We start from the raw sequence: 24,439 nt of genomic DNA on the forward strand, positions 1-24,439 counted from the left end.
GCGTCACAACCGATCCCGCAGCGCGTACCAGCTGAGCCCCGCCACGGTCAGCGGCCAGCGCAGCAGGCGTCCGCCCGGGAACGGCGGCGTGGGGACTCGCGCCATCAGGCTCAAGACCTGGGTGTTCCCCTCCGCCAGCAGCTTGCCGACATAGGGCGCCAGCATCACCCCCTGCCCCGAATAGCCCGAGGCGACCCGCACGCCGGGCGCCACCTCGCCGACGAACGGCATACGGCTGAAGGTGATGCCCAGAGTTCCGCCCCAGGCGTGGGTGATCTCCACATCGGCCAGGCGCGGATAGATCTTGGCGAGGTTCTTCCGGACCATGCCGGCGATGTCCTGCGGAAACCCGGGGCGATAGTTCTCACCGCCCCCGAACAGCAGTCGGCCGTCCGGCGTCTTGCGGAAGTAGTTCACGACGAACCGGCTGTCAGAGACGGCCGCGTTAGAGCGGATGATCTCGTTGGCCAGCGCCCCCAGCGGCGCGGTGACGGCGATGAAGTTGTTGATCGGCATGACCCGCGCCTGTGCGTGTCCGGCCATGCGGTTGAGAAGACCATCGCCGCTGAGGATCAGTCGATCGCAGGTGACGCGCCCGGCTCCGGTCTCGACCACGATCTTGCCGCCCTCGCGTCGCCAGGCCTCGGCGCGGGTGTTCTCGTGGATCACGGCGCCGGCCGCCCTCGCCTGGGCCGCCATGCCCTGAGCCAGTTTCAGCGGATGGACATGGCCGCCGCCGTGGTCGACGAGGCCGCCGTGATAGACGCCCGTGCCCAGCTCATCCGCCAGGGCTTCCTCGCCGATCAGCTCAAGCTGGTCATAACCGTAGCGCTCGGCCATCAGCGCCAGATAGTCCGCGTCCTCGGCCTCGCCGCCCGGCTTGTGGCGCGCGTGGATCATGCCCGGCCGCCAATCGCAGTCGATCGCTTGGGCAAGGCTCGCGAAGTGGGCGCGGGCGTCTTCGGCCAGGCGCCAGAGCGCCAGGGCGTCGTCGCGGCCCACCGTCTTTTCCAGCCAGGCCTGATCGCGCCTCTGCCCGGTATGGACCTGGCCACCATTGCGCCCGCTGGCCGCGCAGCCGACCCGGCCAGCCTCCAGCACGACGGCCCGGCTGCCCAGCGCCAGCGCCGCGCCCAGGCCCGTGAAGCCAGCACCGACGATGCAGACCTCGGCGGCGACGTCGCCGTCCAGCGGTGGATGATCAGGGACGTCAGCAGCGGTGGCCGCGTACCAATTCCCTCTCCCATAGGGAGAGGGGTAGGGGTGAGGGGTTTGGGCGGTCATGGGTGTAACCCCTCATCCCCCCACGCCTGCGGCGCGGGTCCCCCCTTCTCCCTCTGGGAGAAGGTGACCATCACCTCACACATTCAGCAGCAGGAACTCCCGCTCCCACGGGCTGATCGTGCGCATGAAGGTCTCGTACTCGGCCTGCTTCACCCGGTCGTAGGCCGCGCAGAAGGTCGGGCCCAGGATCTCGACCAGCGGCTTGCAGTCGACGAACAGACGGAGCGAGTCCGACAGGCTGCGCGGCAACTCGATCCCCCGCGCGCCGGCGTCGATCGCCACCGGCTCGCTGGGTTTCAGCCCCTGGATCATGCCCAGATAGCCCGCCGCCAGCGACGCGGCGATGGCGAGATACGGATTGGCGTCAGACGAGGGAATCCGGTTTTCGACCCGGCGGTTGTTGGGTCCCGACGGCGGCACGCGCAGGCCGCAGGTGCGGTTGTCGTAGCCCCATTGGGTGTTCACCGGCGCGCCGCTATCGCGCGAGATGCGGCGATAGCTGTTCACGTAAGGCGCCAGGATGGCCATGATCGCCGGCAGATAGGTCTGCTGGCCGGCGATGAAGCCGTGGAACTGCGCCGACTCCGTCCCGTCCTCGTTCGAGAACAGGTTGCGCCCCTTCTTGTCGACGATCGACTGGTGGATGTGCATGGCGCTGCCGGGCTCATTGGCCATCGGCTTGGCCATGAAGGTGGCGTAGATCTCGTGCTCCAGCGCCGCCTCACGGATCGTGCGCTTCATCATGAACACTTGGTCGGCCAGCTCCAGCGGATGGCCGTGCTGCAGGTTGATCTCCATCTGCGCCACGCCGCTTTCGTGGATCAGGGTGTCGATCTCCAGCCCCTGGCGCTCGGAGTACTCGTACATGTCCTCGAACAGCGCATCGAACTCGTTGACCGCGCTGATCGAATAGCCTTGCCGCCCCGTTTCCGGCCGGCCGGACCGCCCGATGGGCGGCTTCAGCGGATAGTCAGGATCAGTGTTGCGATCGACCAGATAGAACTCGATCTCCGGCGCCACGATGGGGTTCCAACCCTTCTCTGCGTAGAGCGCCAGCACCCGCCGCAGCACCTGGCGCGGAGCCTCCTCGACCGGGCGGCCGTCGGGGTGGAAGGCGTCGTGGATCACCTGGGCGGTCGGATCCTGCGCCCAGGGCACGGCGGCCAGGGTCGCAAAATCGGGGGTCAGGAAGATGTCCGTGTCGGCCTGCACCCCGTTCACCGCGCCCTCGAACTCGGGAAAGTCGCCGGTGATGGTCTGGTAGAACACCGCCAGCGGCAGGTTCATCGAGGGCGTGCCCAGGAACTTGCGCACCGGCATGATCTTGCCGCGCGCCACGCCGGCCAGATCGGGCACCACGCACTCGATCTCCTCGATGCTCTGGCGGGCGAACCAGTCCTTGGCCTCCTCGATCGTCGAGACGCCACGATCCAGGATCTGGTCGCGCTTGGCCTTGTTGTGCTTGGGCTTCATGACGCGCTCCGAGAGCTTGGCCGAAAGCTCGGTTTTTCCGGATTTGTTCTCGAAAGGTTTCTGTTATCGTAGGGCATGGCCGAGCCTGACCCCGACATCTTCGACGAGTTTGAAGACGAAGCTGACCGCTTGGCCGATGCCGAGGCCGACGCCGACTTGGCGGCTGGTCGTGTTGTGCCCCACGAACGCGTCGTGGATTGGCTGAAGTCGCTCGGAACGCCACACCAGCTTCCGACTCCGTACTCGTGGCGCAAGTAGTCTGGACTGACCGTGCGATGGCCGATATCGACGCCATCGTCGCCTACATTACCAGTCAATCGCGCCCGATCGCAGCACAACGATTGGGCCAAAGATTGCTCGCAGCCGGCGCGAGCTTGGCGGACCATCCAGAACGCGGTCGGCTCAGCACGCGAGGACGTCGCGAACTGGTGGCCGTCCCGCCCTATGCGCTGCGATACCGCATTGTCGGCGACCGTGTCGTCATTGGCGGTGTACGCCATGGGGCGCGTCGACCTCTCTAGCCTCATGACATAGCCTGCGGCTTCAGCGCGCGGAGGATCGGTTCGGCTTCGGTTAGCGACTTTTCGATGATCCCGACCAACTCATCGATCTCGGCGTGGCTGACGATCAGCGGCGGGCAGCAGACGATGCTGTCGCGGATAGCGCGAACCATCAGACCGTTCCGGATGCAGATGTCGCGGACGATCGGACCGGCCTCGCCCTCCTTGTCGAGGAAGCGATGGTTGGTCCCCTTCTCGCGGACGATCTCGACCGCGCCGATCAAACCGAGCGACCGGGTCTCGCCGACCAGCGGATGGTCGTTCAGGCGGGCCAGGGCCTTGGCGAGGTAGGGCCCTGCGTCGTCGCGGGCGCGCTCGACCAGGCCCTCACGCTCGATGATCTCGATGTTCTTCAGCGCCACGGCCGCGCAGGTCGGGTGGCCCGAATAGGTAAAGCCGTGGATGAAGTCGCCGCCCTTCTCGCGCAGTTCGGCGACGATGTGGTCGGCCACGCCCACGGCCGAGATCGGCAGGTAGCCGGACGACAACCCCTTGGCCATGGCGATCAGGTCGGGCTTGATGCCGTAGTGCTGGTGGCCGAACCATTGGCCCAGACGCCCGAAGCCGCAGATCACCTCGTCGCAGACCAAGAGGATGCCGTACTTGCGGCATAGGGCCTCGACGGCGGGCCAGTAGCCGTCAGGCGGAATGATCACCCCGCCCGCGCCCTGCACCGGCTCGCCGATGAAGGCCGCGACGTTCTCGGGCCCGACCTCGAGGATCTTGTCCTCGATCTCCTTGACGGCGCGATCGCGGAACGCAGCCGGATCCTCGCCGAAGCCCTCGCCGAACTGGTAGGGCTGCATAACATGCTCGACGCCCGGGATCGGCAGGTCGCCCTGCACATGCATGTGCTTCATGCCGCCCAGCGACACGCCCGCCACGGTCGAGCCGTGGTAGGCGTTCCAGCGGCTGATGAAGACCGTTCGGTTCGGCTGGCCCTTCAGCTTCCAATAGTGGCGGACCAGACGGAAGACCGTGTCATTGGCCTCCGACCCCGACGAGTTGAAGAAGACGTGGGTCAGATGACCACCCATCTTCTGCGCGATCTTGGCCGCCAGGGTCACGGTCGGCGGCGTCGCGGTCTTGAAGAAGGTGTTGTAGTAGGGCAGCTCCAGCATCTGCTCGTAGGCGGCCTCGGCCAGCTCCTTGCGGCCGTACCCGACATTCACGCACCACAGGCCCGCCATGCCATCCAGGATACGGTGGCCGTCGCCGTCAGTGATGTAGCAGCCGTCGGCGCGGGTCACGATGCGGCTGCCACCTAGCTCGGCGATGACCTTGTGGTCGGCCTGGGCCGGCAGGTGGTGCGCCAGGTCCAGGCGCTTGAGCTCGGCGATGTCGTGGTTGCGGATGGGGGCGTTCATGGGGCGACTCCTGACTCGACGAGCGGCGCGCCTCTGAGGGCGCGTCCGAAAATTTCAAAGAAGATCTGCGACTGCCGGTTCTGCGCCGGCTTCCATTCGGGGTGCCACTGGACGGCGAGGACAGGCGCGGCGTTGACGGTGGCGGAGAAGGCTTCGACCACGCCGTCGGGGGCGCGGGCCTCCACAGCCAGCCCCTCGCCCAGACGATCAACGCCCTGGTAGTGGACCGAGTTCACCACCGCGGCCTCGGTTTCAAGCGCGCGCGCCAGCACCCCGCCCGGCGTCAGGACCACGTCGTGGACGTGGTCGAACATGCCGTTGAAGTCGACGTCGTCGGGGGCGTGGTGCGCGATCAGGTCGGGACTGGCGGCCATGTCCCGCCGCAGCGTGCCGCCGAACGCGACATTGATCTCCTGGAAGCCGCGGCAGACGCCGAACACCGGCTTGCCCAGGTCCAGCATCGCCTTGATCAGGTCGGCGGTCATGCCGTCGCGGGCGGCGTCGAACGGCCCCGGCGCATCGCCGATCTCCTCGCCATAGAGGGCGGGATCCAGGTTCGAGGGGCTGCCCGTCAGCATCAGGCCGTCCAGCCGCCCGGCCACCTCGGCCGCGCGCATCCGCCCCGGCAGCGAGGGGATCAGCAGCGCGGCCACATCGCCATAGGCCATGGTCGCGTCGACATAGCGGCTCATCACCGCCTGGGCCGGCTCGACCCCGACGGTGCGCGTGCAGCAGATGATCCCGGCGACGGGGCGGATCATGGGTTCAGCGCCCTTTCCCGCGCCCTTTGGCTTGTCATCCCGGAAGCGCGTAGCGCTATCCGGGACCCAGGGGCCGGCGCATTGCGGTCACCTCTGGGTCCCGGCTCTCCGCTTCGCTGCGGCCGGGATGACAGGCTTTGGTTGGCTTGAACGGTGTGGGTCACGACAACAGCACCGCCGGCGAACAGGCGTGCCAGCACAGCCACACCGTCTCGCCCAGCTTGAAGTCCTCCTGGTCCCAGCGCGTCAGGTTCGAGCGCTGAACCTTGACCCGGCGACCACCGGCGATCTCGACCTCATAGGTGGACGAGCCCCCCAGATAGGCCTCGTGTTTGATCACGCCCTCCACGGCGTTGGTCCCCTTGGGCGCGTCGCCGAGGTTGGGCGGGGTGTCGTCGGTCTTCTTGTGCAGCTCGATCTTCTCGGGACGGATCGCGGCCCACACCGTGCCGCCGCGCGGGCCGGTGACGCCGTGGTCCAGGAAGATATCGACCGGCAGGTCCGGCGACTTGATCACCGCGTGGCTGGGCTCGTCGACCGCCAGCACGCCCTCAAACAGGTTCACCTGGCCGATGAAGTCGGCGACGAAGCGGCTGTTGGGGAACTCATAGAGGTCGCTGGGCGTGGCCACCTGCTGCAGAAGCCCCTTGCTCATCACCGCGCAGCGCGTGGCCAGGGCCAGGGCCTCGTCCTGGTCGTGGGTGACCATGATGAAGGTGATGCCGACCTTCTCCTGCAGGGTGCACAGCTCGGTGCGCATCTGCTCGCGCAGCTTGGCGTCCAAGGCCGACAGCGGCTCGTCCAGCAGCAGCACGCGGGGGCGCTTGACGAGGGCGCGGGCCAGAGCGACCCGCTGGCGCTGACCGCCCGACAACTGGTCAGGCTTGCGCCCGCCTAGGCCGCCCAGCTGCACCAGCTCCAGCGCCTCGTCGACGCGGGCCTCGCGCTCGGCCTTGGGCACGTTGTCGACCTTCAGGCCGTAGGCGACGTTGTCGGCCACGGTCATGTGCGGGAACACGGCGTAGGACTGGAACACCATGTTCACCGGCCGCTTGTTGGGCGGCACGTTGGAGATGTCCTGGCCGTCGATCAGGATGCGCCCTTCGGTGGGCGTCTCGAAGCCGGCCAGCATCCGCAGCAGGGTGGTCTTGCCGCAGCCCGACGGGCCCAAGAGCGCAAAGAACTCGCCCTCGTTGACCGTCAGCGACACGTTGTCGACGGCCGCCAGCTTGCCGAAGCGCTTGGTGACGTTCTCGAAGGTGATGATGGGTTTGGTCACTTCGATTGTCCCCCGACACACAAAATCCCGAACAAAGCGCCCCCTCCGTCACGATGCGTATTCGCATCGCGCCACCTCCCCCGCCTTGCGTGGGAGGAAGAAGCCGCACCCTCCTCCCCCGTGACCCGCAAGGGCGGCGAAGCCAAACGGGGGAGGTGGATCGACGCGAAGCGGCGAGACGGAGGGGGCGCTGCGAACACGCTCATTTCCCGTCCCCCGCCCCATGCCCCGCCGCGGCCGCGGGGTTGCCCTGCAGTTTCAGCGCCGCCGCCGTCAGCAGCACGGTCAGCACGATCAGCACCGTCGAGGCCGCGTTGACCTCCGGCGTCACCGAGAAGCGGACCATCGAATAGACCTTCACCGGGAAGGTCACGGTGTCCGGGCCTGCGGTGAAGAAGGTGATGACGAAGTCATCAAGGCTCAGCGTGAAGGCCAGGAGCGCGCCGGCGATCAGCGACGGGGCCATATGCGGCAGGATCACGTCCTTGATGGTTCGGAACTCGCCCGCGCCCAGGTCGCGGGCGGCTTCCTCCATCTCGCGGTTGAAGCTGGCCATGCGCGCGCGGACGACCACCGCCACGAACGGGAACGAGAACGACACATGGGCGATGATGATCGCGCCCAGGTTCAGCGGCCAGGGCATCCCCTGCGGCCAGGGCAGCACCTTGGCGAAGAACACCAGCATGGCCACGCCCATGCAGATCTCGGGCACCACGATCGGCAGGGCCATCGCCCCGTCCACCGCCGTCTTGCCGGGGAAGCGGAACCGCCACAGCGCCAGGGCCACGGCCGCGCCCAGGAACAGGCTGATCACCGTCGACGCCGCCGCGATCGTCAGGCTGTTGCCGAACGCCTCGAGCAGCTCGGAATTGTTGAACAGCTTCTCGTAGTATTTGAGCGTGAAGCCCTTCCAGACGATGTTGCGCTTGCTGTCGTTGAAGCTGAACGCCATCAGCGCGATCAGCGGCGCGTAGAGGAAGACGAACACGGCCGCCAGCCAGGCCTGCATCTGCCAGCGACGCAGGTATTCGAGGGGGCCGGGAGCGGATTTCTTGGTCATCAGAACGCCCCCTCCGTCTCGCCGCTTCGCGTCGATCCACCTCCCCCGCAAGCGGGGCAGGAGGGAGCCTTGTTCTCCTCACCCGTGAAACGGGGGAGGTGGATCGCTGCGGATACGCAGCGAGACGGAGGGGGCGTCATGCAGCGCTTCATCCCTTGGCCTCCGGGGTCTTCCGGTTCAGCACCGCCTGGATCGCGATGGCGATGAAGGTCAGGTACATCAGCAGGAAGGACATGGCCGCGCCGAACGGCCAGTCATTGGCGCGCTTGAACTGGCGCTCGATGATGTTGGCGATCATCTGGCTGTCGGGACCGCCCAAGAGATCCGGCGTCAGATAGGCGCCGAGCGCCGGGATGAAGGTGATCAGCACGCCCGAGGCGATGCCCGGAATGGCCAGCGGCACAACGACCTTGAACAGGGTGCGCAGATGCCCCGCCCCGAGATCCAGGCTGGCTTCCAGCAGCGACTTGTCCAGGCGGTCCAGCGCCGAATAGAGCGGCAGCACCATGAAGGGCAGGTGCACATAGACGAGGCCCAGGATCACCGCGAAGTTGTTATGCAGCAGCTCCAGCGGCTGGAAGTCGCCGAGCGGCTGCAGGCCGGCCAGCGCGGCCAGACCGCTGCCCCCTTTCCAAAGCCACTCCAGGCCCTGGTTCACATAGCCCTCGGTGCGCAGCACGGCGATCAGGGCGTAGGTGCGGATCAGAAGGTTCGTCCAGAACGGCAGCATGATCAGCAGCAGCAGCCAGGCCTTGGCCTTGTCAGACGCGAAGGTGATGGCCAGGGCGACCGGGAAGCCGATCACCAGGCACAGGCCCGTGGTCAGGCCCGCCACCCAGACCGATTTCAGGAAGATCTTCAGGTACAGCGGCTCGATGGCGCGCGCATAGTTGTGGAACGTGCCGCTGATGGCGATATCGGTCAGCCCGACATTGTGCCCAAAGCTGTAGGCCCAGACGATCGCCATGGGCGCGAGGAAGAACAGCACCAGCCACACCAGCGGCGGTCCCAGCGCCGCGGCGAACACGGCTTTCGCCTGTTTCCAGGATTGTTCCATCAGGTTCTCCAATCCTCCCCCCAAGGGGGAGGCGGCCGAAGGCCGGAGGGGGAAGTGGCAGGGTCAGCGGAACTTCCCCCTCCGTCGCCTGCGGCGACACCTCCCCCGCCAGGGGGAGGATTTGACTTCGCGCCGCGCCCTTAAGCCGCCCGCACCCGGGTGATCAGTTCCTCATACTGGCTGGCCTTTTCCGCGCCCTCGAAGGCCCCGTACTCGCACTTGGCCATGATGTCGGCGGGCGGGAAGATGACCTTGTTGCTCTTGTAGTCGTCCGGCATCAGGGCCTTGGCCGCCGCGTTGGGGGTCGGATACAGGATCGTCTTGCTGATCTCGGCCCCGGCCTGCGCGTCCAGCAGGTAGTTGATGAAGGCGTGGGCGTTGTTCGGCCGCGGCGCGCCTTTCGGGATGCACAGGGTGTCGGAGTTGATCAGGCTGCCTTCCTTGGGCACGACGAAGTCGAGGTCGGGATCCTCCTTCATCGCCTGGGCGATGTCGCCGTTGTACTCGAGCACCAGATCAACCTCGCCCGACAGCAAAAGGTCCTGGCCGTTGTCGTCGTGGAAGGCCTTCACGAAGGGCTTTTGCTTGATCAGCATCTGCTCGATCTTCGGCAGCATATCCGCCGGGATATTGTTGACCGAGTGGCCCATATACTTGGCCGCGAGGCGCACGAGGTCAGCGCTTTCCGACAGCAGGGCGATGCGCCCCTTGTACTGGTCGCTGTCGAACAGCCACTTCCAGCTGTCGGGCACGCCCTGGACCTTGCTCTTGCGATAGCCGATGCCCAGCAGCAGCCAGGTGTAGGGCATTGAGAACTTCCGGCCGGGATCGAACTCGGGGTTCAGGAAGCTGGGGTCGATGTTCTTCATGTTCGGGATCTTGGCGTGATCCAGCGGCTCCAGGAGGCCGCCCTGGCTCATCCGCGTCACGAACTCGTTCGACGGCACCACGACATCAAAGCCCGGATTGCCCGCCTTCAGCTTGGCGAACAGTTCGTCATTGGTCGCGAACAGGCTCATGTTCACGTCGATCCCGGTGGCCTTCTTGAAGTCACCGAGGGTGGTTTCACCGATATAGGTGTCCCAATTGTAGAAGTTGAGCTTGGCCTCCTCGGCGCCGGGCGCGGCCTTGGGCTTCTCGCCGCAGGCGGTGAAGGTCAGGCCGATCGCGGCGGCGCCGGTGGCGGTCAGGAGCGAGCGGCGGCTCAGGCCCGCCTTGTTAAGTCCTCGCTGGGTGATCGTGCTCATCGTCTCGAAACTCCCCTTATCGCTTCGTTCCATGTGGGGCCGGGGCCCGCAGCTGAGTTCACGCTACATCGCCGCGCCGTCAGGCGTTGCGCAGGTACCAATCGAAATCCAACTCAGTGACCACTTCAAAGAAGCGCGCCTGTTCGGTGCGCTTCACAGAGACAAACATGTCCACGAAACGGTCGCCCAGATAGTCGCGCAGCACGCTCGACTGCTCGAACAGGTCGACGGCGGCGAACCAGTTGTTGGGCAGCCGGATGTTCTCCTTGGCGGCCGCAGCGTAGCCGTCGCCGACCACCGCCGGACCAGGATCCAGCTTGTTCTTGATCCCGTGGTGGGCGCTGGCCAGCAGCACGGCCAGGACCAGGTACGGGTTGGCGTCGGCGCCGGCCACGCGGTGCTCGACGTGGCGGGTCTTGGGCGGCCCCGCCGGCACGCGCAAGGATACCGTGCGGTTGTTGACGCCCCAGGTCGGCGCCACCGGGGCGTAGGAATTGGCCTTGAAGCGGCGATAGCTGTTGGCGTTCGGCGCCAGGATCGCCATGCCCTCGCCCAGCAGCACCTTCATGCCGGCGATAGCCTGCTTCAGCAGGTCCGAGCCTTCGAGGTCTTCGCTGGCGCAGAGGTTGTTTCCCGCCGCGTCATTGACGCTGAGATGAACGTGGAAGCCGTTGCCGGCGCGGTCGCTCCACGGCTTGGCCATGAAGGTCGCCTCGATACCATGACGCAGGGCCACGCCCTTGGCGGCGCGCTTGTAGAGCACCGCATCGTCGGCGGCGCGCAGGGCGTCGGGCTTGTGCTTCAGCGTCAGCTCCACCTGGGCCGGGGCGAACTCCGAAATCGCGCCTTCCAGCGGCACGCCCAGGGTGTCGGCCACGTCCCACAGCTCGCGCAGGAACGGGGCGTGGGCCTCCAGTTCCGGCAGGCCATAGACCTGGATGCCGGTCGGCCGCAGACCGGTCTGCAGCGACTTGGCGGGCAGCAGTTCGCCGTTCGGCCCGCGCTGCAAGTCAACGAGATAGTATTCCAGCTCGCAGGCCGCGACCGGCGTCAGGCCATCGGCGGCGTAGCGATCCAGCACCCGCTGCAGCACGTGGCGGGGATCCAGATCATTGGGCGTCCCGTCCAGCTCGTAAAGCGACAGCATCACCTGGGCGACGTCGGGGCCCAGCCAGGGGGCCAGGGTCAGGGTTCCCGGCACGGGCCGCGCGCGGCGATCGGCGTCGCCGTCTTCCCAGACCAGGCCCGTGTCCTCGCAGTCGGCGCCGTTGGTGTCGACCACCAGCACCGAGCCGGGCAGGAAACGGCCGTACTCGTAGATGGCCTCTAGCTCATGCACCCGCAGCCGCTTACCGCGCGGCACACCGGTCATGCTGGTGAAGAACACCTCGACGAACTTGACCTGCGGATGGGCGGCGAGGAAGTCGCGGCACTCCTGGATGTCGGCGACCATGCTCATGCGGACGCCCCCTCCGTCACGTCGCCTATCGGCGCCGCGCCACCTCCCCCGCAAGCGGGGCAGGAGCAAGGCCCGGTTCTCCTCACCCGTGCAACGGGGGAGGTGGATCGATGCGGATACGCATCGAGACGGAGGGGGCGCTCAAACCGCGAAAAACTCATTCCATTTCCCCCATCGCCGCCGCGAAGCCGTCGACGGCCGCGACCAGTCGGTCGATCGCCGCGTCTTCGGTGACGGGCGAGACCAGCATCATGTTGTGGAAGGGCGCGATCAGGACGCCCCGGTTCATCAGCCACAAATGCAGCGCTTCCACCGCCTCGTGGTCCAGCACTTTCCGCATTTGGGCGGCGTTTTTTGGCGGCGGATCGGCGAAGACCAGCTCCACCCGGGCCCCGACATGGACCACCGACCAGGGCGGCTTGCGGGCGGCGATCACCGCGTTCAGCCCCGCCACCAACCGCTCGGCGCCGGCCAGCATCTTGCCATAGGCCGTCTCGGTCATGACCTCGCTCAGCATGGCCCGCATGGCGGCCATGGCCAGGGCGTTGCCCGACAAGGTGGTCCCGATGCCCGACTGGCCAGGACCGATCCTTTGCTGAGCCGCGTCCATCCGCGCCGAAAGCTCAGCCGTGACACCCCAGACCGCCGCCGGCACGCCGCCCGCGACCGCCTTGCCCAGGACGAAGACGTCGGGCTCCAGACCATGGGCGCGGGTGTAGCCGCCGGGGCCGGTCGAAATCGTATGGGTCTCGTCGATGACCAGCAGCGTTCCGGCCTCGCGCGTCAGCCGACGCAGCGCCTCAAGAAAGCCGGGCTCGGGCAGGATCATGCCGCAGTTGGTCATCACCGGCTCGGCCAGGACGGCGGCGACGTCGCCGGGCGCCAGCGCGGCTTCCAGGGCGGCCAGATCGTTGAACGGCACGACGCGGGTCGTCGTGGTCAGATCCTGCACCTGCCCCAGCAGACCCGGCTTCATCACCGGGGCGCCGTCCTTCAGCACCACGAAGGCGTCATCGACCATGCCGTGGTAGCAGCCGTCGAAGACCAGGATCACCGGGCGGCCGGTGACCGCCCGCGCCCAGCGGATGGCCGCGCGGTTGGCGTCGCTGGCCGTGGTCGCCGCCTGCCACAGCGGCAGACCGAAACGCTCGGAGAGCAGCTTGCCGACGATCGCGGCGGAAGGCGTCGGCAACATGAAGCCTGCGCCGCGCTTGATCTGGTCGGCGACGGCGGCGGCCACCGAGGGGTCGCCGTGCCCGAACATCGACGGCGTGTCGCCCAGGCAGAAGTCGTCATAGAGCTTGCCGTCGACGTCGGTGATCTGAGCCCCGACGCCCTGGACCGCGAAGATCGGCGACGGGCTGGCCCAGTCGTTCATCCAGTGCATCGGCGCGCCGCCCCGCCAGTGGGCGCCCGCCGCCTTGGCCATGGCGACCGAGCGCGGATGCTCGGCCGTGAAGCGGGCGCGCTCGGCGGCGAGAAGGTCGGGGAGCAAGCGGGTGAGGTCGGCGATCATTCCGCCGCCTCAACAAAAACTGTCATCCCGGGCGAAGACCCGGGACCACCGCGAACGCTGAGCTTCCGACGGTCCCGGATCGGCGCGCTACGCGCTTGTCCGGGATGACAAATTTGGATGGCGAGCGCCTGTCTCATCCCACCCCGCCGAAACACAGGTACTTGGTCTCCAGATACTCCTCGAGCCCCTCGGAGGCGCCTTCGCGGCCCAGACCCGACTCCTTGACCCCGCCGAAAGGGGCGACCTCGGTGGAGATCAGGCCCTCATTGATGCCGACCATGCCGGCCTCGATCTGCTCGGCCACGCGCCAGCAGCGGCCGACATCGCGGCTGTAGAAATAGGCCGCCAGGCCAAAGGGCGTGGCGTTGGCCAGCTCGACCGCCTCGGCCTCGGTCTCGAACTTCACGATCGGGGCGACCGGGCCGAAGATCTCCTCCTGGAAAATCCGCATCTGCGGTGCCGCGCCGACCAGCACAGTGGGCTGATAGAACAGCCCGCCCAGGCCATGGACGTCGCCACCGGTCAGCACCTCGGCTCCGCCCTGCACGGCGCCGCTGACCAGACCCACCACCTTGGTGAGAGCCTTCTCGTTGATCAGCGGACCGATCTGCACGCCCTCGCCGGTGCCGGGCCCCACCTTCAGCGCGGCGACCTTCTCGGCCAGCCGCGCGGCGAAGGCGTCATGGATGCCGGACTGGACCAGCAGGCGATTGGCGCAAACGCAGGTCTGGCCTGCGTTGCGGTACTTGCTGGCGATCGCCCCATCGACGGCGGCTTCCAGGTCGGCGTCGTCGAAGACGATGAAGGGCGCGTTGCCGCCCAGCTCCAGCGAGAGCTTCTTCATCGTGCCGGCGCACTGCTGGTACAGCACCTTGCCGATGGGCGTAGAGCCAGTGAACGACAGCTTCCGCACCCGGCTGTCGTCGCACAGCACCTTGCCGACCTCGCTCGAGCGCGTCGTCGTGACGATGTTGAGCACGCCCGCCGGTACGCCCGCCTCGATGGCCAGGCGCGCGATGGCCAGGGCGCAAAGCGGCGTCTCGGCCGCCGGCTTGACCACCACCGTGCAGCCGGCCGCCAGGGCCGGGCCGACCTTGCGGGTGATCATGGCGATCGGGAAGTTCCACGGCGCGATGGCGGCGCAGACGCCCACGGGCTGCTTGATCGAGACCAGGCGCTTGCCCGGCATGGGCGTCGGGATCGTGTGGCCGTAGGCGCGCTTGGCCTCCTCGGCGAACCAGTCGATGAATGACGCGCCGTAGACCACTTCGCCCTTGGCCTCGGCCAGCGGCTTGCCCTGCTCGGCGGTCATCAGCCGCGCCAGATCGTCGGCGTGGGCGAGCATCAGGTCGCTCCACCGGCGCAGGATCGCACCGCGCTCCTTGGCGGTCTTGGCGGCCCAGGCCGGAAAGGCGCGATGGGCGGCGTCGATGGCCAGCGTCGTTTCTTCCGCCCCCAGGTCCGCGACCTTGGCGATCACGGCTTCGTCGGCAGGATTGAGCACTTCGAAGGTCGCCTCGCCACGGACCCAACGGCCGTCGATCAAGGCATCGGATTCAACAAGGTTCAGGGCGGTCATGCGGGGGTCACCTCAGCGTCACGGACACCGACTTCAGGTCGGCGTACTTGTGCAACGCATGAAGGCTGCGGTCACGGCCGAAGCCCGACTGCTTGAAGCCCCCGAACGGCATGGTGATGTCGCAAGCGTCCCAGCCATTGACCCAGACAAGGCCCGCCTTCAGCCGCCGCGCGCCGCGCAGCGCCCGGCTGACGTCGGCGGTCCAGAGCCCGGCGGCCAGACCGTACACGGTGTCGTTGGCCAGGCGCATCGCCTCATCCTCGGACTGGAAGGTCATCACGCCCAGGACCGGGCCGAACACCTCCTCCCGCGCCAAGGTGTGATCGGGCCGCACCTGGTCGAAGATCGTGGGCTCGACATAGAAGCCGCCGGTCTCCTGGCGCACGCGCTGGCCGCCCAGCACGCGCCGCGCGCCCTGGCTGTCGGCGGTGGCGATGTAGTCGAGCGCGGTCTTCATCTGCCGCTCGCTGACCATGGCGCCGAACTGGGTCGACGGATCCAGCGGATCGCCGACCTTCATGCCCTTGGCGACCTCGATCACCCGCGCCAGGAAAGCGTCCTTGATCGAGGCCTCGACCAGCAGCCGAGAGGCGGCGGTGCAAACCTCGCCCTGATTATAGAACACGCCCCAGGCGGCGGCCTGGGCCGCAGCCTCCAGGTCGGGGCAGTCGGCGAAGACGATCTGGGGCGACTTGCCGCCCAGTTCCAGCGACACGCGCTTGAGGTTCGAGCGCGCCGAATACTCCATCAGCCGGCGCCCCACGGGCCCAGAGCCGGTGAAGGCGATCATGTCGACATCCATCGACAGAGCCAGCGCCTCGCCGGCCACGCCGCCGAGCCCCGGAACGACGTTCAGCACACCTGGCGGCAGGCCCGCCTCCAGCGCCAGCGCCCCCAGCTTCAGCGCGGTCAGCGGGGACTGCTCGGCGGGCTTGAGCACCACCGAATTGCCCATGGCCAGGGCCGGCGCCACCTTCCACATCGCCATGTGCAGCGGGAAGTTCCACGGCACGATGGCGCCGATCACACCCAGCGGTTCATGGACCGCATAGCTCAGTCGATCCGCCGGCGAGGTCCCGACCTCGCCATAGACCTTGTCCAGCGCCTCGGCGTACCAGCGGCAGGTGTTGATCGCGAGCGGGATGTCGACGTTGCGCGCATCGCTGATCGGCTTGCCCACATCCAGGCTTTCCAGCAGCGCCAGCTCGTCGGCGTCGCGCTCCATCAGTTCGGCCAGACGGAACAGCACCGCCTTCTTCTGGCGCGGCCCCTGATCACGCCAGCGGCCGTCCTCGAAGGCGGCGCGCGCGCCGGCGACCGCGCGCTCGACGTCGTCGGCCTGGCAGGCCGTGACCAGGTTCAGCACCTGCCCGTCACGCGGCGAGACATTGTGGAAGGTCGCGCCCGACGCAGCCTCGACCAAGGCGCCGTCGATCACCGCCTGGCTGGGCGGCGCAAGCTTGGCGAGGCGCTCGGCGATATCGGCGGGAAGGGTCACGCGGGGCAATCCATACTGTTGTGATCACAGTTTTCCGCATCATGCGGCGTGTCAAGCGCTCGACTTAGGCGCTCGCCTCGACGGCGATCCGCATCTTGTCCATGCCTTCGGAAAGGTCAGCGGCGATGGCGCGGCGGGCGCCGTCGGCGTCGCCGGCCTTGACGGCCTCGATCGCCTCGGCGTGACGGTCGGCGACCAGAACATCGGCCCCCACCCGTCCGAACACTACGCGCATGAAAGGCCCGATCTGCAGCCAGAGACCGCCCGCCATCGCCAACAGGACCTCCGCGTCCGCCCGTTCATAGAGGGCGAAGTGGAACGCGTGGTTGGCCGCCATGTAGCGGTCGACATCGCCCAGCCGCAGGGCCTCATCGAGGTCGGCGTCGATGGCCTGAAGTTGCCGGATCAGGCTCGCATCCGCCCTGGCGACGGCTCGCGCAGCCAGTTCAGGCTCGACCCACAGGCGGGCCATGGAAAGCTGCTCCAGGCGATCGGCGGTCAGCGACGGCACCGACAGACGCTTGTTGGCCGGGTTTATCGCCAGAGCCCGCTCCGCCACCAGGCGCCGGACGGCGTCGCGCACCGGCATCGGCGAGACGCTTAGCTCGGCGGCCAGGCTGCGCAAGGACACGCCCTTGCCCGGCGCGATCCGACCGGCGATCAAGGCCTGCCGGATCGCCTCGTAGACCTGGTCGTGGACGGCTGTTGAATCAGCAAGCGGCCGGCGGGTCTTCATGCATCAAGTTCCAAGAAGGCCTTGCCAGTTGGCCCTCAATTGCGATCACAATGCAAGCGCTCGCAAGGACCCGCCCCATGCCCGATTTCGGCGCCAATGACCTCGACGCCTTCTGGATGCCGTTCACGCCGAACCGGCGGTTCAAGAGCCATCCGCGCATGCTCTCCTCGGCCAGCGGCATGTGGTACCGCACGCCGGAGGGGCGGGAGGTGCTGGACGCGACCGCGGGCCTCTGGTGCGTCAACGCCGGCCATGACCGGCCCAGGATCCGCGAGGCCATCCAACGCCAAGCGGCTGAGATGGACTACGCCCCCTGCTTCAACATGGGTCATCCCCTGGCGTTCCAATTCGCCTCGCGCCTGGCGCAGATCACCCCGAAGGGCCTGGACCGGATCTTCTTCACCAACTCGGGCTCGGAGTCGGTCGACACGGCGCTGAAGATCGCGCTGGCCTACCACCGCGCGCGCGGCAAAGGGACCAAGACCCGGCTGATCGGGCGCGAGCGTGGCTATCACGGCGTGGGCTTTGGCGGCATCTCGGTCGGCGGCATTCCCAAGAACCGGATGTACTTTGGCAGCTTGCTGACCGGCGTCGACCATCTGCCCCACACCCATGGCCTACCGGGCAACGCCTTCGCCAAGGGGCAGCCCGAGAACGGCGCGCACCTGGCCGATGATCTGGAGCGGATCGTGGCGCTGCACGACGCCTCCAACATCGCCGCCGTCATCGTCGAGCCCGTGGCGGGCTCAACCGGCGTGCTGATCCCGCCCAAGGGCTATCTGGAGCGCCTGCGGGCGATCTGCGACAAGCACGACATCCTGCTGATCTTCGACGAGGTGATCACCGGCTTTGGTCGGGTCGGCGCGCCGTTCGCCGCCGAACGCTTCGGCGTCACGCCCGACCTGATCTGCATGGCCAAGGGCCTGACCAACGCCGCCGTGCCCTGCGGCGCCGTCGCGGCCTCCGGCAAGATCTACGACGCGATGATGGAGGGCGCCGACGCCCCCATCGAGCTCTTCCACGGCTACACCTATTCGGCCCACCCGCTGGCCTGCGCCGCGGGCCTCGCCACGCTGGAGACCTATCGCGAGGACGATCTCTTCGCGCGGGCCGCCGGGCTGGAGGGCTATTGGCAGGACGCGATGCACAGCCTGGCCGACGCTCGCCACGTCGCGGACATCCGCAACCTTGGCCTTATCGCGGGGATCGAACTGGAAGCCCGCCCCGGCGCGCCCACCGCCCGGGCGATGGAGGTCTTCGAGACCTGTTTCGACGAAGGCCTGCTGATCCGCGTGACCGGCGACATCATCGCCCTGTCGCCACCGCTGATCCTGGAGAAGGATCACATCGACCGAATTGTGGAAACGATCCGACGCGTATTGGCCAAGGTCGAATAGGCGAACACGCTAAACGTCTGAAATAGAGCCCTTGCTATCCGATCTGATTGTTTCACTCAGATCGCAAAGGGCTCTAGGCGGGCGTACGCTCTGGAAAGCCGCGCCACTCCACCCAGTCGCCATAGGGATGGCAGGTGGCCAGGATCGTGGTGTCGCCATCCGGCCAACGCGTGCAACGCAGTTGGACCTCACGGCGGTCGGGCGTCCATTCCAGGCCGATCTCGACCAGCGGCCGGTCGGCTGTGGACCCCGCGCCGGCGGCGGCCATCATCTTGGCGATGTCCTGACGTTCCCGGTCACTGAGGTACTGAATGAACATGGTGTGGACCACAGCGCGACACACGCCGTCGTCCTGACGCTCGGCCAGCCGCTGGGCGAGCCACAGCTTGGCGTCGCCGCGATGGACGCGCGGCGGGTGGGCGACGGCGATCTGCAGAGCCGCTTCCAGCCGCTGGGAGCGCGCGGGTTGGTCGGCCCAGGTGAAGGATAGCAATCGTTCGCGATGCGACGGATCCAGAGCGCTCAGCGGGCTCAGATCAACGCCTTGCGCAGAAGCGATCGAGACGTCGGCGACCGGCGGATTGGCGCCGCGCCAGGCGGGGGCGATGCGGACCGGCGACGCGGTGTCGCCCGCTGCGACCGTACCCAGCTGGTAGGCGTAGCGCGCCAGATTGAGGTTAAGACCGCAGCTGGAGCCAAGCTCGAGGATTTGGAAGGGCAGAGGCCGTTCGGCCGCCACCGCCATCAGCGCCGACATCACCGCGCCGCCCCGGGCGACCTCATTGGTTTGGGTCGGATAGCGCATCCAGTCGGCGATGAACTGGTCTTCCTGCGCCAGCGCCTCGGCGATCGCGCCGTCGAAATCGTCGTGCTCGCCGCTGTAGAGATCGGCGAGATATTGCGGCTTGCCGCGACGCGCGAGGGCGTGCAGCGCCCCGTTGACGCGCATCGCAACGGCGGCTGCGGCGGGATCTCCGCGCCAGCTCTCGACCATCTTCTTGCTTTGCGGGGCAAGCGGGAGCTGCCGATCGACGGCCTCCAGGACGGCGGCGACGAAGTCAGAGCCCGTCGAGCGGCAGTTTTCCGCCTGGCGCACGAACTCATACTTAGCGCCAGTAACGAGCATCTTCATGAAATACAATCCACACGGGCAGCACGTCCCGGAAGTGGGACAGGTCAGTTTAAAAGTGTCGCCGTCGAGTGACGTAGACGTCCTATTCTTTGGCTTCTTCTGGTTACGCGGCCACCGGCACCTAAGGGCGCCGCCCGTTAAGGCCGAATAAATTACGATCAGTCTTTTCAGTGACACTATGTCGCGCCCCAAAATGGGGACACGCCAAACGTCGTTAAGACCCGCGAAATCACTGTTGTTTAGCTCTAGGGGTCGGCTTCCAGAGGCAGATTCCGCGCTTTGGCGATCACGTCAAAAAGGGGCGGTCAGCAGCGGGGCCATGCGGCGGACCGACTATTGAGTAGTGGAACGATGACGACCGATATGAACATTCCGAAGAAGCTCAGCCTGTCGTTCGTTTTCATCTGCGTTTCCGCAGCCATCATGATGGTTGTCTTCTTGGCGACGATCCTGATGATCCGCGCCTCGACTGAGAACAACAACCTCAGCCAAGAAATTCACGCCGACGCCCTGGCGCTCGAGACCGCCATTCTTCGGCAGAACAGCCAGTTCCGCGGCTATCTGGTCACCGGCGACGACACCTACCTCAAGTCTTACTATGAGGGCCGGGACGAATACGACCAGGTCTCGGCGAAGCTGTCGTCCACCCTGACCGACCCCGAGATGCTGAAGCACATCGAGACCTCGCGCGCCGCGACCCTGGCTTGGCGCAAGGATTGGGGTGATCGTCTGATCGAGGTCGTGAAGTCCGGCCAGCGCGACGCCGCGCAACAAGAAGTCCGTGACGCCGGCAAGAAGGTGCTGGTCAGCGCTGCGGTGCTGCCCCTGCGCGAAGTCCGCAACGCGGAAGTCAAGCACATCGCCCAGAACGGCGAGCGCCAGCAAACCGCCATCGTCACCGCCATCGCGGCGCTCGCCATCGGCGGCATCGCCCTGATCACCATCGCCATGCTGGCCGCGCGCAGCCTGAGCCGCTCGATCGCACGCCCCATCACGACGCTTACCGCGGCGATGACGCAGCTGGCGCGCGGCGACAACGACATCTCGGTCGACGCCAATCGCGGCGACGAACTGGGCGACATGGCCCGCGCCGTGCTCGTGTTCCGTGACGCCGCCCTGGCGAAGGCCGAGGCCGACCGCGCCAAGGAAGCCGCTGACCGCGCCAAGGCCGAAGCCGACCGCGCCAAGCTGGGCGCCGAGGCGGCCCAACGTCGCGTGGTGGAGACGCTGGACACGGCGCTGGCCGCCCTGGCGTCCGGCGACCTGACCCACGTCATCGCCAGCCCGTTCGAACCCGAGTACGAGCGTCTGCGCCAATCGTTCAACAGCGCCGTCGAAGGGCTTGAGCAGAGCATTTCCGGGGTCGCCCGCTCGGCCAAGACCGTGCGCTCCGGGGCCGCAGAGATCTATACGGCCTCCGAAGACCTTTCGCGCCGGACCGAACAGCAGGCCTCGCGTCTGCAGGAGACGACCACGGCGACCAAGCAGGTCACGGTCATGGTCGGCGAGACCGCCCAGCGCGCCGCCGACGCCCGGACCGCGATCGAGGTCGCCAACGGCAACGCTGCGGAAGGCGGCGCGATCGTCACCGAGGCGATCTCGGCCATGGACGCCATCCAGACGAGCTCCGAAGAGATCAGCCAGATCATCAACCTGATCGACAGCATCACCTTCCAGACCAACCTGCTAGCGCTGAACGCCGGTGTCGAAGCGGCCCGGGCCGGCGACGCGGGCAAGGGCTTCGCGGTTGTGGCCTCGGAAGTCCGCGCCCTGGCCCAACGCTCGGCCGACGCGGCGCGCGACATCAAGACGCTCATCCACACCTCGTCCGAGCAAGTGGCCAGCGGCGTGCGCCGCGTCGGCGACACCGGTCAGATGCTGACGCTGATCGGCTCGAAGATCGGTGACACCAACACGCTCATCAACGAGATCGCGCACAACACCGAAACGCAGGCCGACAACCTGAAGCAGGTCAGCAGCGCCGTGGCGAGCATGGACAGCATGACCCAGCAGAACGCGGCGATGGTGAAAGAGGCGACTGCGGCAGCGCGCAGCCTCGCGGGGGAAGCCGACGAGCTGGCCACGCTGGTCGCCCGCTTCCGCCTGCGCTCGGCGGACTTCGGCCAGGCCTCATCCCCGGCCGCCCGCACGCTCAGAGTGGCTGGCGCCGGCCGGGGCTGACCCGGCGGCGCGCCACACCCCACGACAATCCCGAACCACCCCATCAGGCGCCCGCAAGGCGCCCGAGCCAACACGCTCGCGCCTCACGACGCCGAGACGCGATCCACTGAGCCAAATAAAGCGTTAGAAAAATGGACATATTGTCGCAGGCACTTCCCGCGACCGATAAGTCTAGATTCATCTTATTGCTTTAGCGAACGCACCAACGAAACTCATAACTACACAAGATACAAAGAGAAAAACGGAACCCTCTCATGAAGTACCTGCTCGCGACCGCTGCGATTGCGCCCCTCCTGATGTTTTCTTTCGCGAACGCAGAGGCGCTGAGCGCCGAAGCCGCCGATGCGGCCAAGCCCGCGGCTGAGAAGGCCGTCCAGAGCGCCGGCGGCAAGGGGAACGGCGAAGCGGTGTTCTCGACCGGCGTCGCCAAGGGCCGCGACCGTCTCGATAGCGCGACCTCGACGAGCGCCCTGCGCGGCACGGAAGCCGAGACCTACGGCGCCCGCTCGCTGGGCGAAGTCCTGCGCAACATCCCCGGCATCCGCGCCGAGTACGCGGGCGGCGAAGGCAACGCGAACTACTCGATCCGCGGCCTGCCCCTGTCGGGCACCGGCTCGAAGTACGTCCAGCTCCAGGAAGACGGCCTGCCGGTCCTGGAATTCGGCGACATGCTGCAGTTCACCTCCGACATGTTCATGCGCGCTGATCTGAACCTCGCCCAGATCGAGACGATCCGCGGCGGTTCGGCCTCGACCTTCGCGTCGAACTCGCCGGGCGGCGTGATCAACCTGCTGTCCAAGACCGGCGACGCCGAGGGCGGCGCTGTCCAGGGCACCTACGGCCTGAACTACGGCGAAAAGCGTCTCGACGCCGACTACGGCGCCAAGATCAGCGACACCCTGCGCTTCCACGTCGGCGGCTTCTACCGTCAGGGCGAAGGCCCGCGCGACGTCGGCTACACGGCCTACAAGGGCGGCCAGATCAAGGCCAACCTCACCAAGACGCTCGAAAACGGCTACGTCCGCGTCTACGCCAAGCTGATGGACGACCGGACGCCGTCCTACCAGTTCGTTCCGATCCGCGTGACCGGCACGAACGCCGACCCGACGTTCTCGAACCCGGCCAACTTCGACCTGAAGACCGACTCGCTGCTGTCGCCCTACACCAGCAACGTCGTCACGCTGGACGAAGCCAACAACGTCGCTCGCGACGACATCCGTCAAGGCCAGCGCGCCAAGGTCGCCTCGATCGGCCTCGACACCCAGATCGACGTGAGCGGCTGGACCATCAGCGAGAAGTTCCGCATCTCGAAGATCTCGGGCGGCGTCCTGCAGGTCCGCCCCATCGCAGTGGCTCCGGCCGCCGCACTGGCGTTCTCCTATGGCGGCGTGGGCGGCGCGCTCAGCTTCGCCACCGGTCCGCAGCGCGGCCAGGCGATCAGCGCCCCCTCGACCCTCAACGGCAACGGGCTGATGACGTCCGCGCTGATGATCAAGACCGACATCAACAGCCTCGACAACGTCACCAACGACCTGCGCGCCAGCCGCGTGTGGAAGGTGGGCGAAGGCAACCTGACCACCACGGTCGGCTATTATAAGTCGTCGCAGGACTACAACTCGTACTGGTCGTTCCTGAACATGCTGACCGACGTTAACGGCGAGGGCCAGACCGCGCTGATCAACGTCCGCACGGCCACCGGCGTGCCGGTCACCCAAGACGGCTTGCTGGCCTACGGCATTGGCGGCGCGCTCTATCACCGCAGCTACGACGTGAACTATGGCGTCGACGCGCCGTACGCGTCGGTCAACTACCACATCGGCAAGATCGCCGTCGGCGGCAGCCTGCGCTACGACATGGGCAAGGTGGACGGCACCCTCTACGGCGCCGAACTGGGCGGCGGTCGCCAGGGCGTGATCACGCGCGACATGAACAACGACGGCGTCATCACGCTGGCGGAAACCAAGGTCGCCGCCCTGCCGCTGGGCCAGCCGGGTCGTGTCGACTACGACTACAACTATCTGAGCTATTCGACGGGCGTGAACTACCGCGTCGCCGAAGAGCTTGCCGTCTTCGCCCGCTACAGCCGCGGTGGTCGCGCCTCGGCCGAAAAGCTGCTCTTCACGCCGGCGGTCAACTACAGCACCGGCAAGCTGGTGGACGACGAGAGCGCCTATGACACCGTCAAGCAGGCGGAACTCGGCCTGAAGTACCGGATCGCGGGCGTGACCTTCAACGTCACGGGCTTCTCGGCCAAGACCGGCGAGCGCAACGTCCAGGTCAACAGCGCCGCCGACGGCTCGATCCGGGTCGAGAACATCGTGCGCGGCTACAAGGCCAAGGGCGTCGAGCTCGAAGCCGCCGTCCGCAAGGGTCCGTTCAGCGTGACCGCCGGCGCCACCTATACGGACGCCCAGATCACCAGCGACGTCCTCCATCCGGAGTACAAGGGCAACAAGCCGCGCCACCAGGCCGACTTCATCTACGCGGTGACCCCGCAGGTGGACCTGAAGTACGGCACGGTCGGCGTCAACGTGATCGGCACCACCAGCAGCTACGCGCAGGACTCCAACCAGCTGAAACTGCCGGCCTACACCCTGGTGAACGCCTTCGTGCAGGTTCGCCCGGTTGAGAACGTGCAGTTGATGCTGAACGTCAACAACCTGTTCAACACGCTGGCGCTGACCGACTCCGAGCAGGCCGCCATCCCGGCCAGCGGCGTCATCCTGGGCCGCGCCTACGCGGGCCGGACCGCTTCGGCGACGCTGCGCTACACCTTCTAAGACAGAGGCGGCCGGAACGCACAGGCGTTCCGGCCGCAACTTTTTCGACGACAGCGCGACCATCGGCGACACC

Annotated in this window: 19 protein-coding genes and 1 pseudogene; 5 read left to right on the top strand and 15 right to left on the bottom strand. The window is 67.0% G+C overall.

Features of this window, described 5'->3' with window-relative positions; all coding sequences use genetic code 11:
* Positions 1–3: 3 nt before the first annotated feature.
* Both CA606_RS16345 and CA606_RS16350 read right to left on the bottom strand, forming a co-directional pair.
* Positions 4–1,284, bottom strand: coding sequence for an NAD(P)/FAD-dependent oxidoreductase (locus CA606_RS16345; protein WP_096053576.1), 1,281 nt, complete (start codon positions 1,282–1,284; stop codon positions 4–6).
* Between the two features lie 75 nt (positions 1,285–1,359).
* Positions 1,360–2,757, bottom strand: a complete 1,398-nt coding sequence (locus CA606_RS16350) for a glutamine synthetase family protein (protein WP_096053575.1) — start codon at positions 2,755–2,757, stop codon at positions 1,360–1,362.
* A gap of 75 nt (positions 2,758–2,832) precedes the next feature.
* On the opposite strand from CA606_RS16350, the gene CA606_RS16355 reads away from it, so the two are divergent.
* Both CA606_RS16355 and CA606_RS16360 read left to right on the top strand, forming a co-directional pair.
* Positions 2,833–3,015, top strand: coding sequence for an antitoxin (locus CA606_RS16355; RefSeq protein WP_096053574.1), 183 nt, complete (start codon positions 2,833–2,835; stop codon positions 3,013–3,015).
* 17 nt (positions 3,016–3,032) lie between these two features.
* Positions 3,033–3,278 (top strand): type II toxin-antitoxin system RelE/ParE family toxin, encoded by a 246-nt coding sequence (locus tag CA606_RS16360; RefSeq protein ID WP_336509769.1) that lies wholly within the window; start codon positions 3,033–3,035, stop codon positions 3,276–3,278.
* A 2-nt stretch (positions 3,279–3,280) separates the two neighbouring features.
* On the opposite strand, the gene CA606_RS16365 is transcribed toward CA606_RS16360, so the two are convergent.
* The 12 genes and pseudogenes from CA606_RS16365 to CA606_RS16420 all read right to left on the bottom strand — a co-directional run bounded on the left by CA606_RS16365 (position 3,281) and on the right by CA606_RS16420 (position 16,876).
* Entirely contained in the window at positions 3,281–4,684 is a 1,404-nt protein-coding gene (locus CA606_RS16365; RefSeq protein ID WP_096053572.1) for an aspartate aminotransferase family protein, read from the bottom strand.
* Positions 4,681–5,445, bottom strand: coding sequence for a gamma-glutamyl-gamma-aminobutyrate hydrolase family protein (locus tag CA606_RS16370; protein ID WP_096053571.1), 765 nt, complete (start codon positions 5,443–5,445; stop codon positions 4,681–4,683). The genes CA606_RS16365 and CA606_RS16370 overlap by 4 nt, the downstream gene beginning before the upstream one ends.
* A 160-nt stretch (positions 5,446–5,605) precedes the next feature.
* Positions 5,606–6,745, bottom strand: a complete 1,140-nt coding sequence (locus tag CA606_RS16375) for an ABC transporter ATP-binding protein (protein WP_096053570.1) — start codon at positions 6,743–6,745, stop codon at positions 5,606–5,608.
* A gap of 181 nt (positions 6,746–6,926) precedes the next feature.
* Positions 6,927–7,784: an ABC transporter permease gene (locus CA606_RS16380; RefSeq protein WP_096053569.1), complete on the bottom strand. Its 858-nt coding sequence runs from the start codon at positions 7,782–7,784 to the stop codon at positions 6,927–6,929.
* 148 nt (positions 7,785–7,932) lie between these two features.
* Positions 7,933–8,853: an ABC transporter permease gene (locus CA606_RS16385; protein ID WP_181242640.1), complete on the bottom strand. Its 921-nt coding sequence runs from the start codon at positions 8,851–8,853 to the stop codon at positions 7,933–7,935.
* 128 nt (positions 8,854–8,981) lie between these two features.
* Entirely contained in the window at positions 8,982–10,088 is a 1,107-nt protein-coding gene (locus tag CA606_RS16390; RefSeq protein WP_096053567.1) for an ABC transporter substrate-binding protein, read from the bottom strand.
* Between the two features lie 79 nt (positions 10,089–10,167).
* The gene (locus CA606_RS16395; RefSeq protein WP_096053566.1) at positions 10,168–11,547 is read right to left on the bottom strand and encodes a glutamine synthetase family protein; all 1,380 of its coding nucleotides are present in this window, start codon (positions 11,545–11,547) and stop codon (positions 10,168–10,170) included.
* Between the two features lie 25 nt (positions 11,548–11,572).
* Positions 11,573–11,708, bottom strand: a pseudogene (locus tag CA606_RS16400) (hypothetical protein).
* Positions 11,705–13,063, bottom strand: coding sequence for an aspartate aminotransferase family protein (locus CA606_RS16405; protein WP_096053565.1), 1,359 nt, complete (start codon positions 13,061–13,063; stop codon positions 11,705–11,707). The pseudogene CA606_RS16400 and the gene CA606_RS16405 overlap by 4 nt, the downstream one beginning before the upstream one ends.
* A gap of 133 nt (positions 13,064–13,196) precedes the next feature.
* Positions 13,197–14,642, bottom strand: a complete 1,446-nt coding sequence (locus CA606_RS16410; protein ID WP_096053564.1) for an NAD-dependent succinate-semialdehyde dehydrogenase — start codon at positions 14,640–14,642, stop codon at positions 13,197–13,199.
* 7 nt (positions 14,643–14,649) lie between these two features.
* The gene (locus CA606_RS16415; protein ID WP_181242641.1) at positions 14,650–16,149 is read right to left on the bottom strand and encodes an aldehyde dehydrogenase; all 1,500 of its coding nucleotides are present in this window, start codon (positions 16,147–16,149) and stop codon (positions 14,650–14,652) included.
* A gap of 55 nt (positions 16,150–16,204) precedes the next feature.
* The gene (locus CA606_RS16420) at positions 16,205–16,876 is read right to left on the bottom strand and encodes a GntR family transcriptional regulator (RefSeq protein WP_096053562.1); all 672 of its coding nucleotides are present in this window, start codon (positions 16,874–16,876) and stop codon (positions 16,205–16,207) included.
* Positions 16,877–16,926: 50 nt separating this feature from the next.
* Between CA606_RS16420 and CA606_RS16425 the strand changes: the two genes are divergently transcribed.
* Positions 16,927–18,273: an aspartate aminotransferase family protein gene (locus CA606_RS16425; RefSeq protein WP_181242642.1), complete on the top strand. Its 1,347-nt coding sequence runs from the start codon at positions 16,927–16,929 to the stop codon at positions 18,271–18,273.
* Between the two features lie 73 nt (positions 18,274–18,346).
* Here the strand turns inward: CA606_RS16425 and CA606_RS16430 are convergent, their stop codons facing one another.
* Positions 18,347–19,414 carry a DUF2332 domain-containing protein gene (locus CA606_RS16430; protein WP_096053560.1) on the bottom strand — a complete coding sequence of 356 codons (1,068 nt, stop codon included), beginning with the start codon at positions 19,412–19,414 and terminating at the stop codon, positions 18,347–18,349.
* A gap of 327 nt (positions 19,415–19,741) precedes the next feature.
* Here CA606_RS16430 and CA606_RS16435 point away from each other — a divergent pair, with 327 nt between their 5' ends.
* Positions 19,742–21,586, top strand: a complete 1,845-nt coding sequence (locus CA606_RS16435; protein ID WP_181242643.1) for a methyl-accepting chemotaxis protein — start codon at positions 19,742–19,744, stop codon at positions 21,584–21,586.
* Between the two features lie 254 nt (positions 21,587–21,840).
* Positions 21,841–24,366 carry a TonB-dependent receptor domain-containing protein gene (locus CA606_RS16440; protein WP_096053558.1) on the top strand — a complete coding sequence of 842 codons (2,526 nt, stop codon included), beginning with the start codon at positions 21,841–21,843 and terminating at the stop codon, positions 24,364–24,366.
* Positions 24,367–24,439 lie beyond the last annotated feature (73 nt).

It is taken from the genome of Caulobacter vibrioides, assembly GCF_002310375.3.
Taxonomy (GTDB): domain Bacteria; phylum Pseudomonadota; class Alphaproteobacteria; order Caulobacterales; family Caulobacteraceae; genus Caulobacter; species Caulobacter vibrioides_D.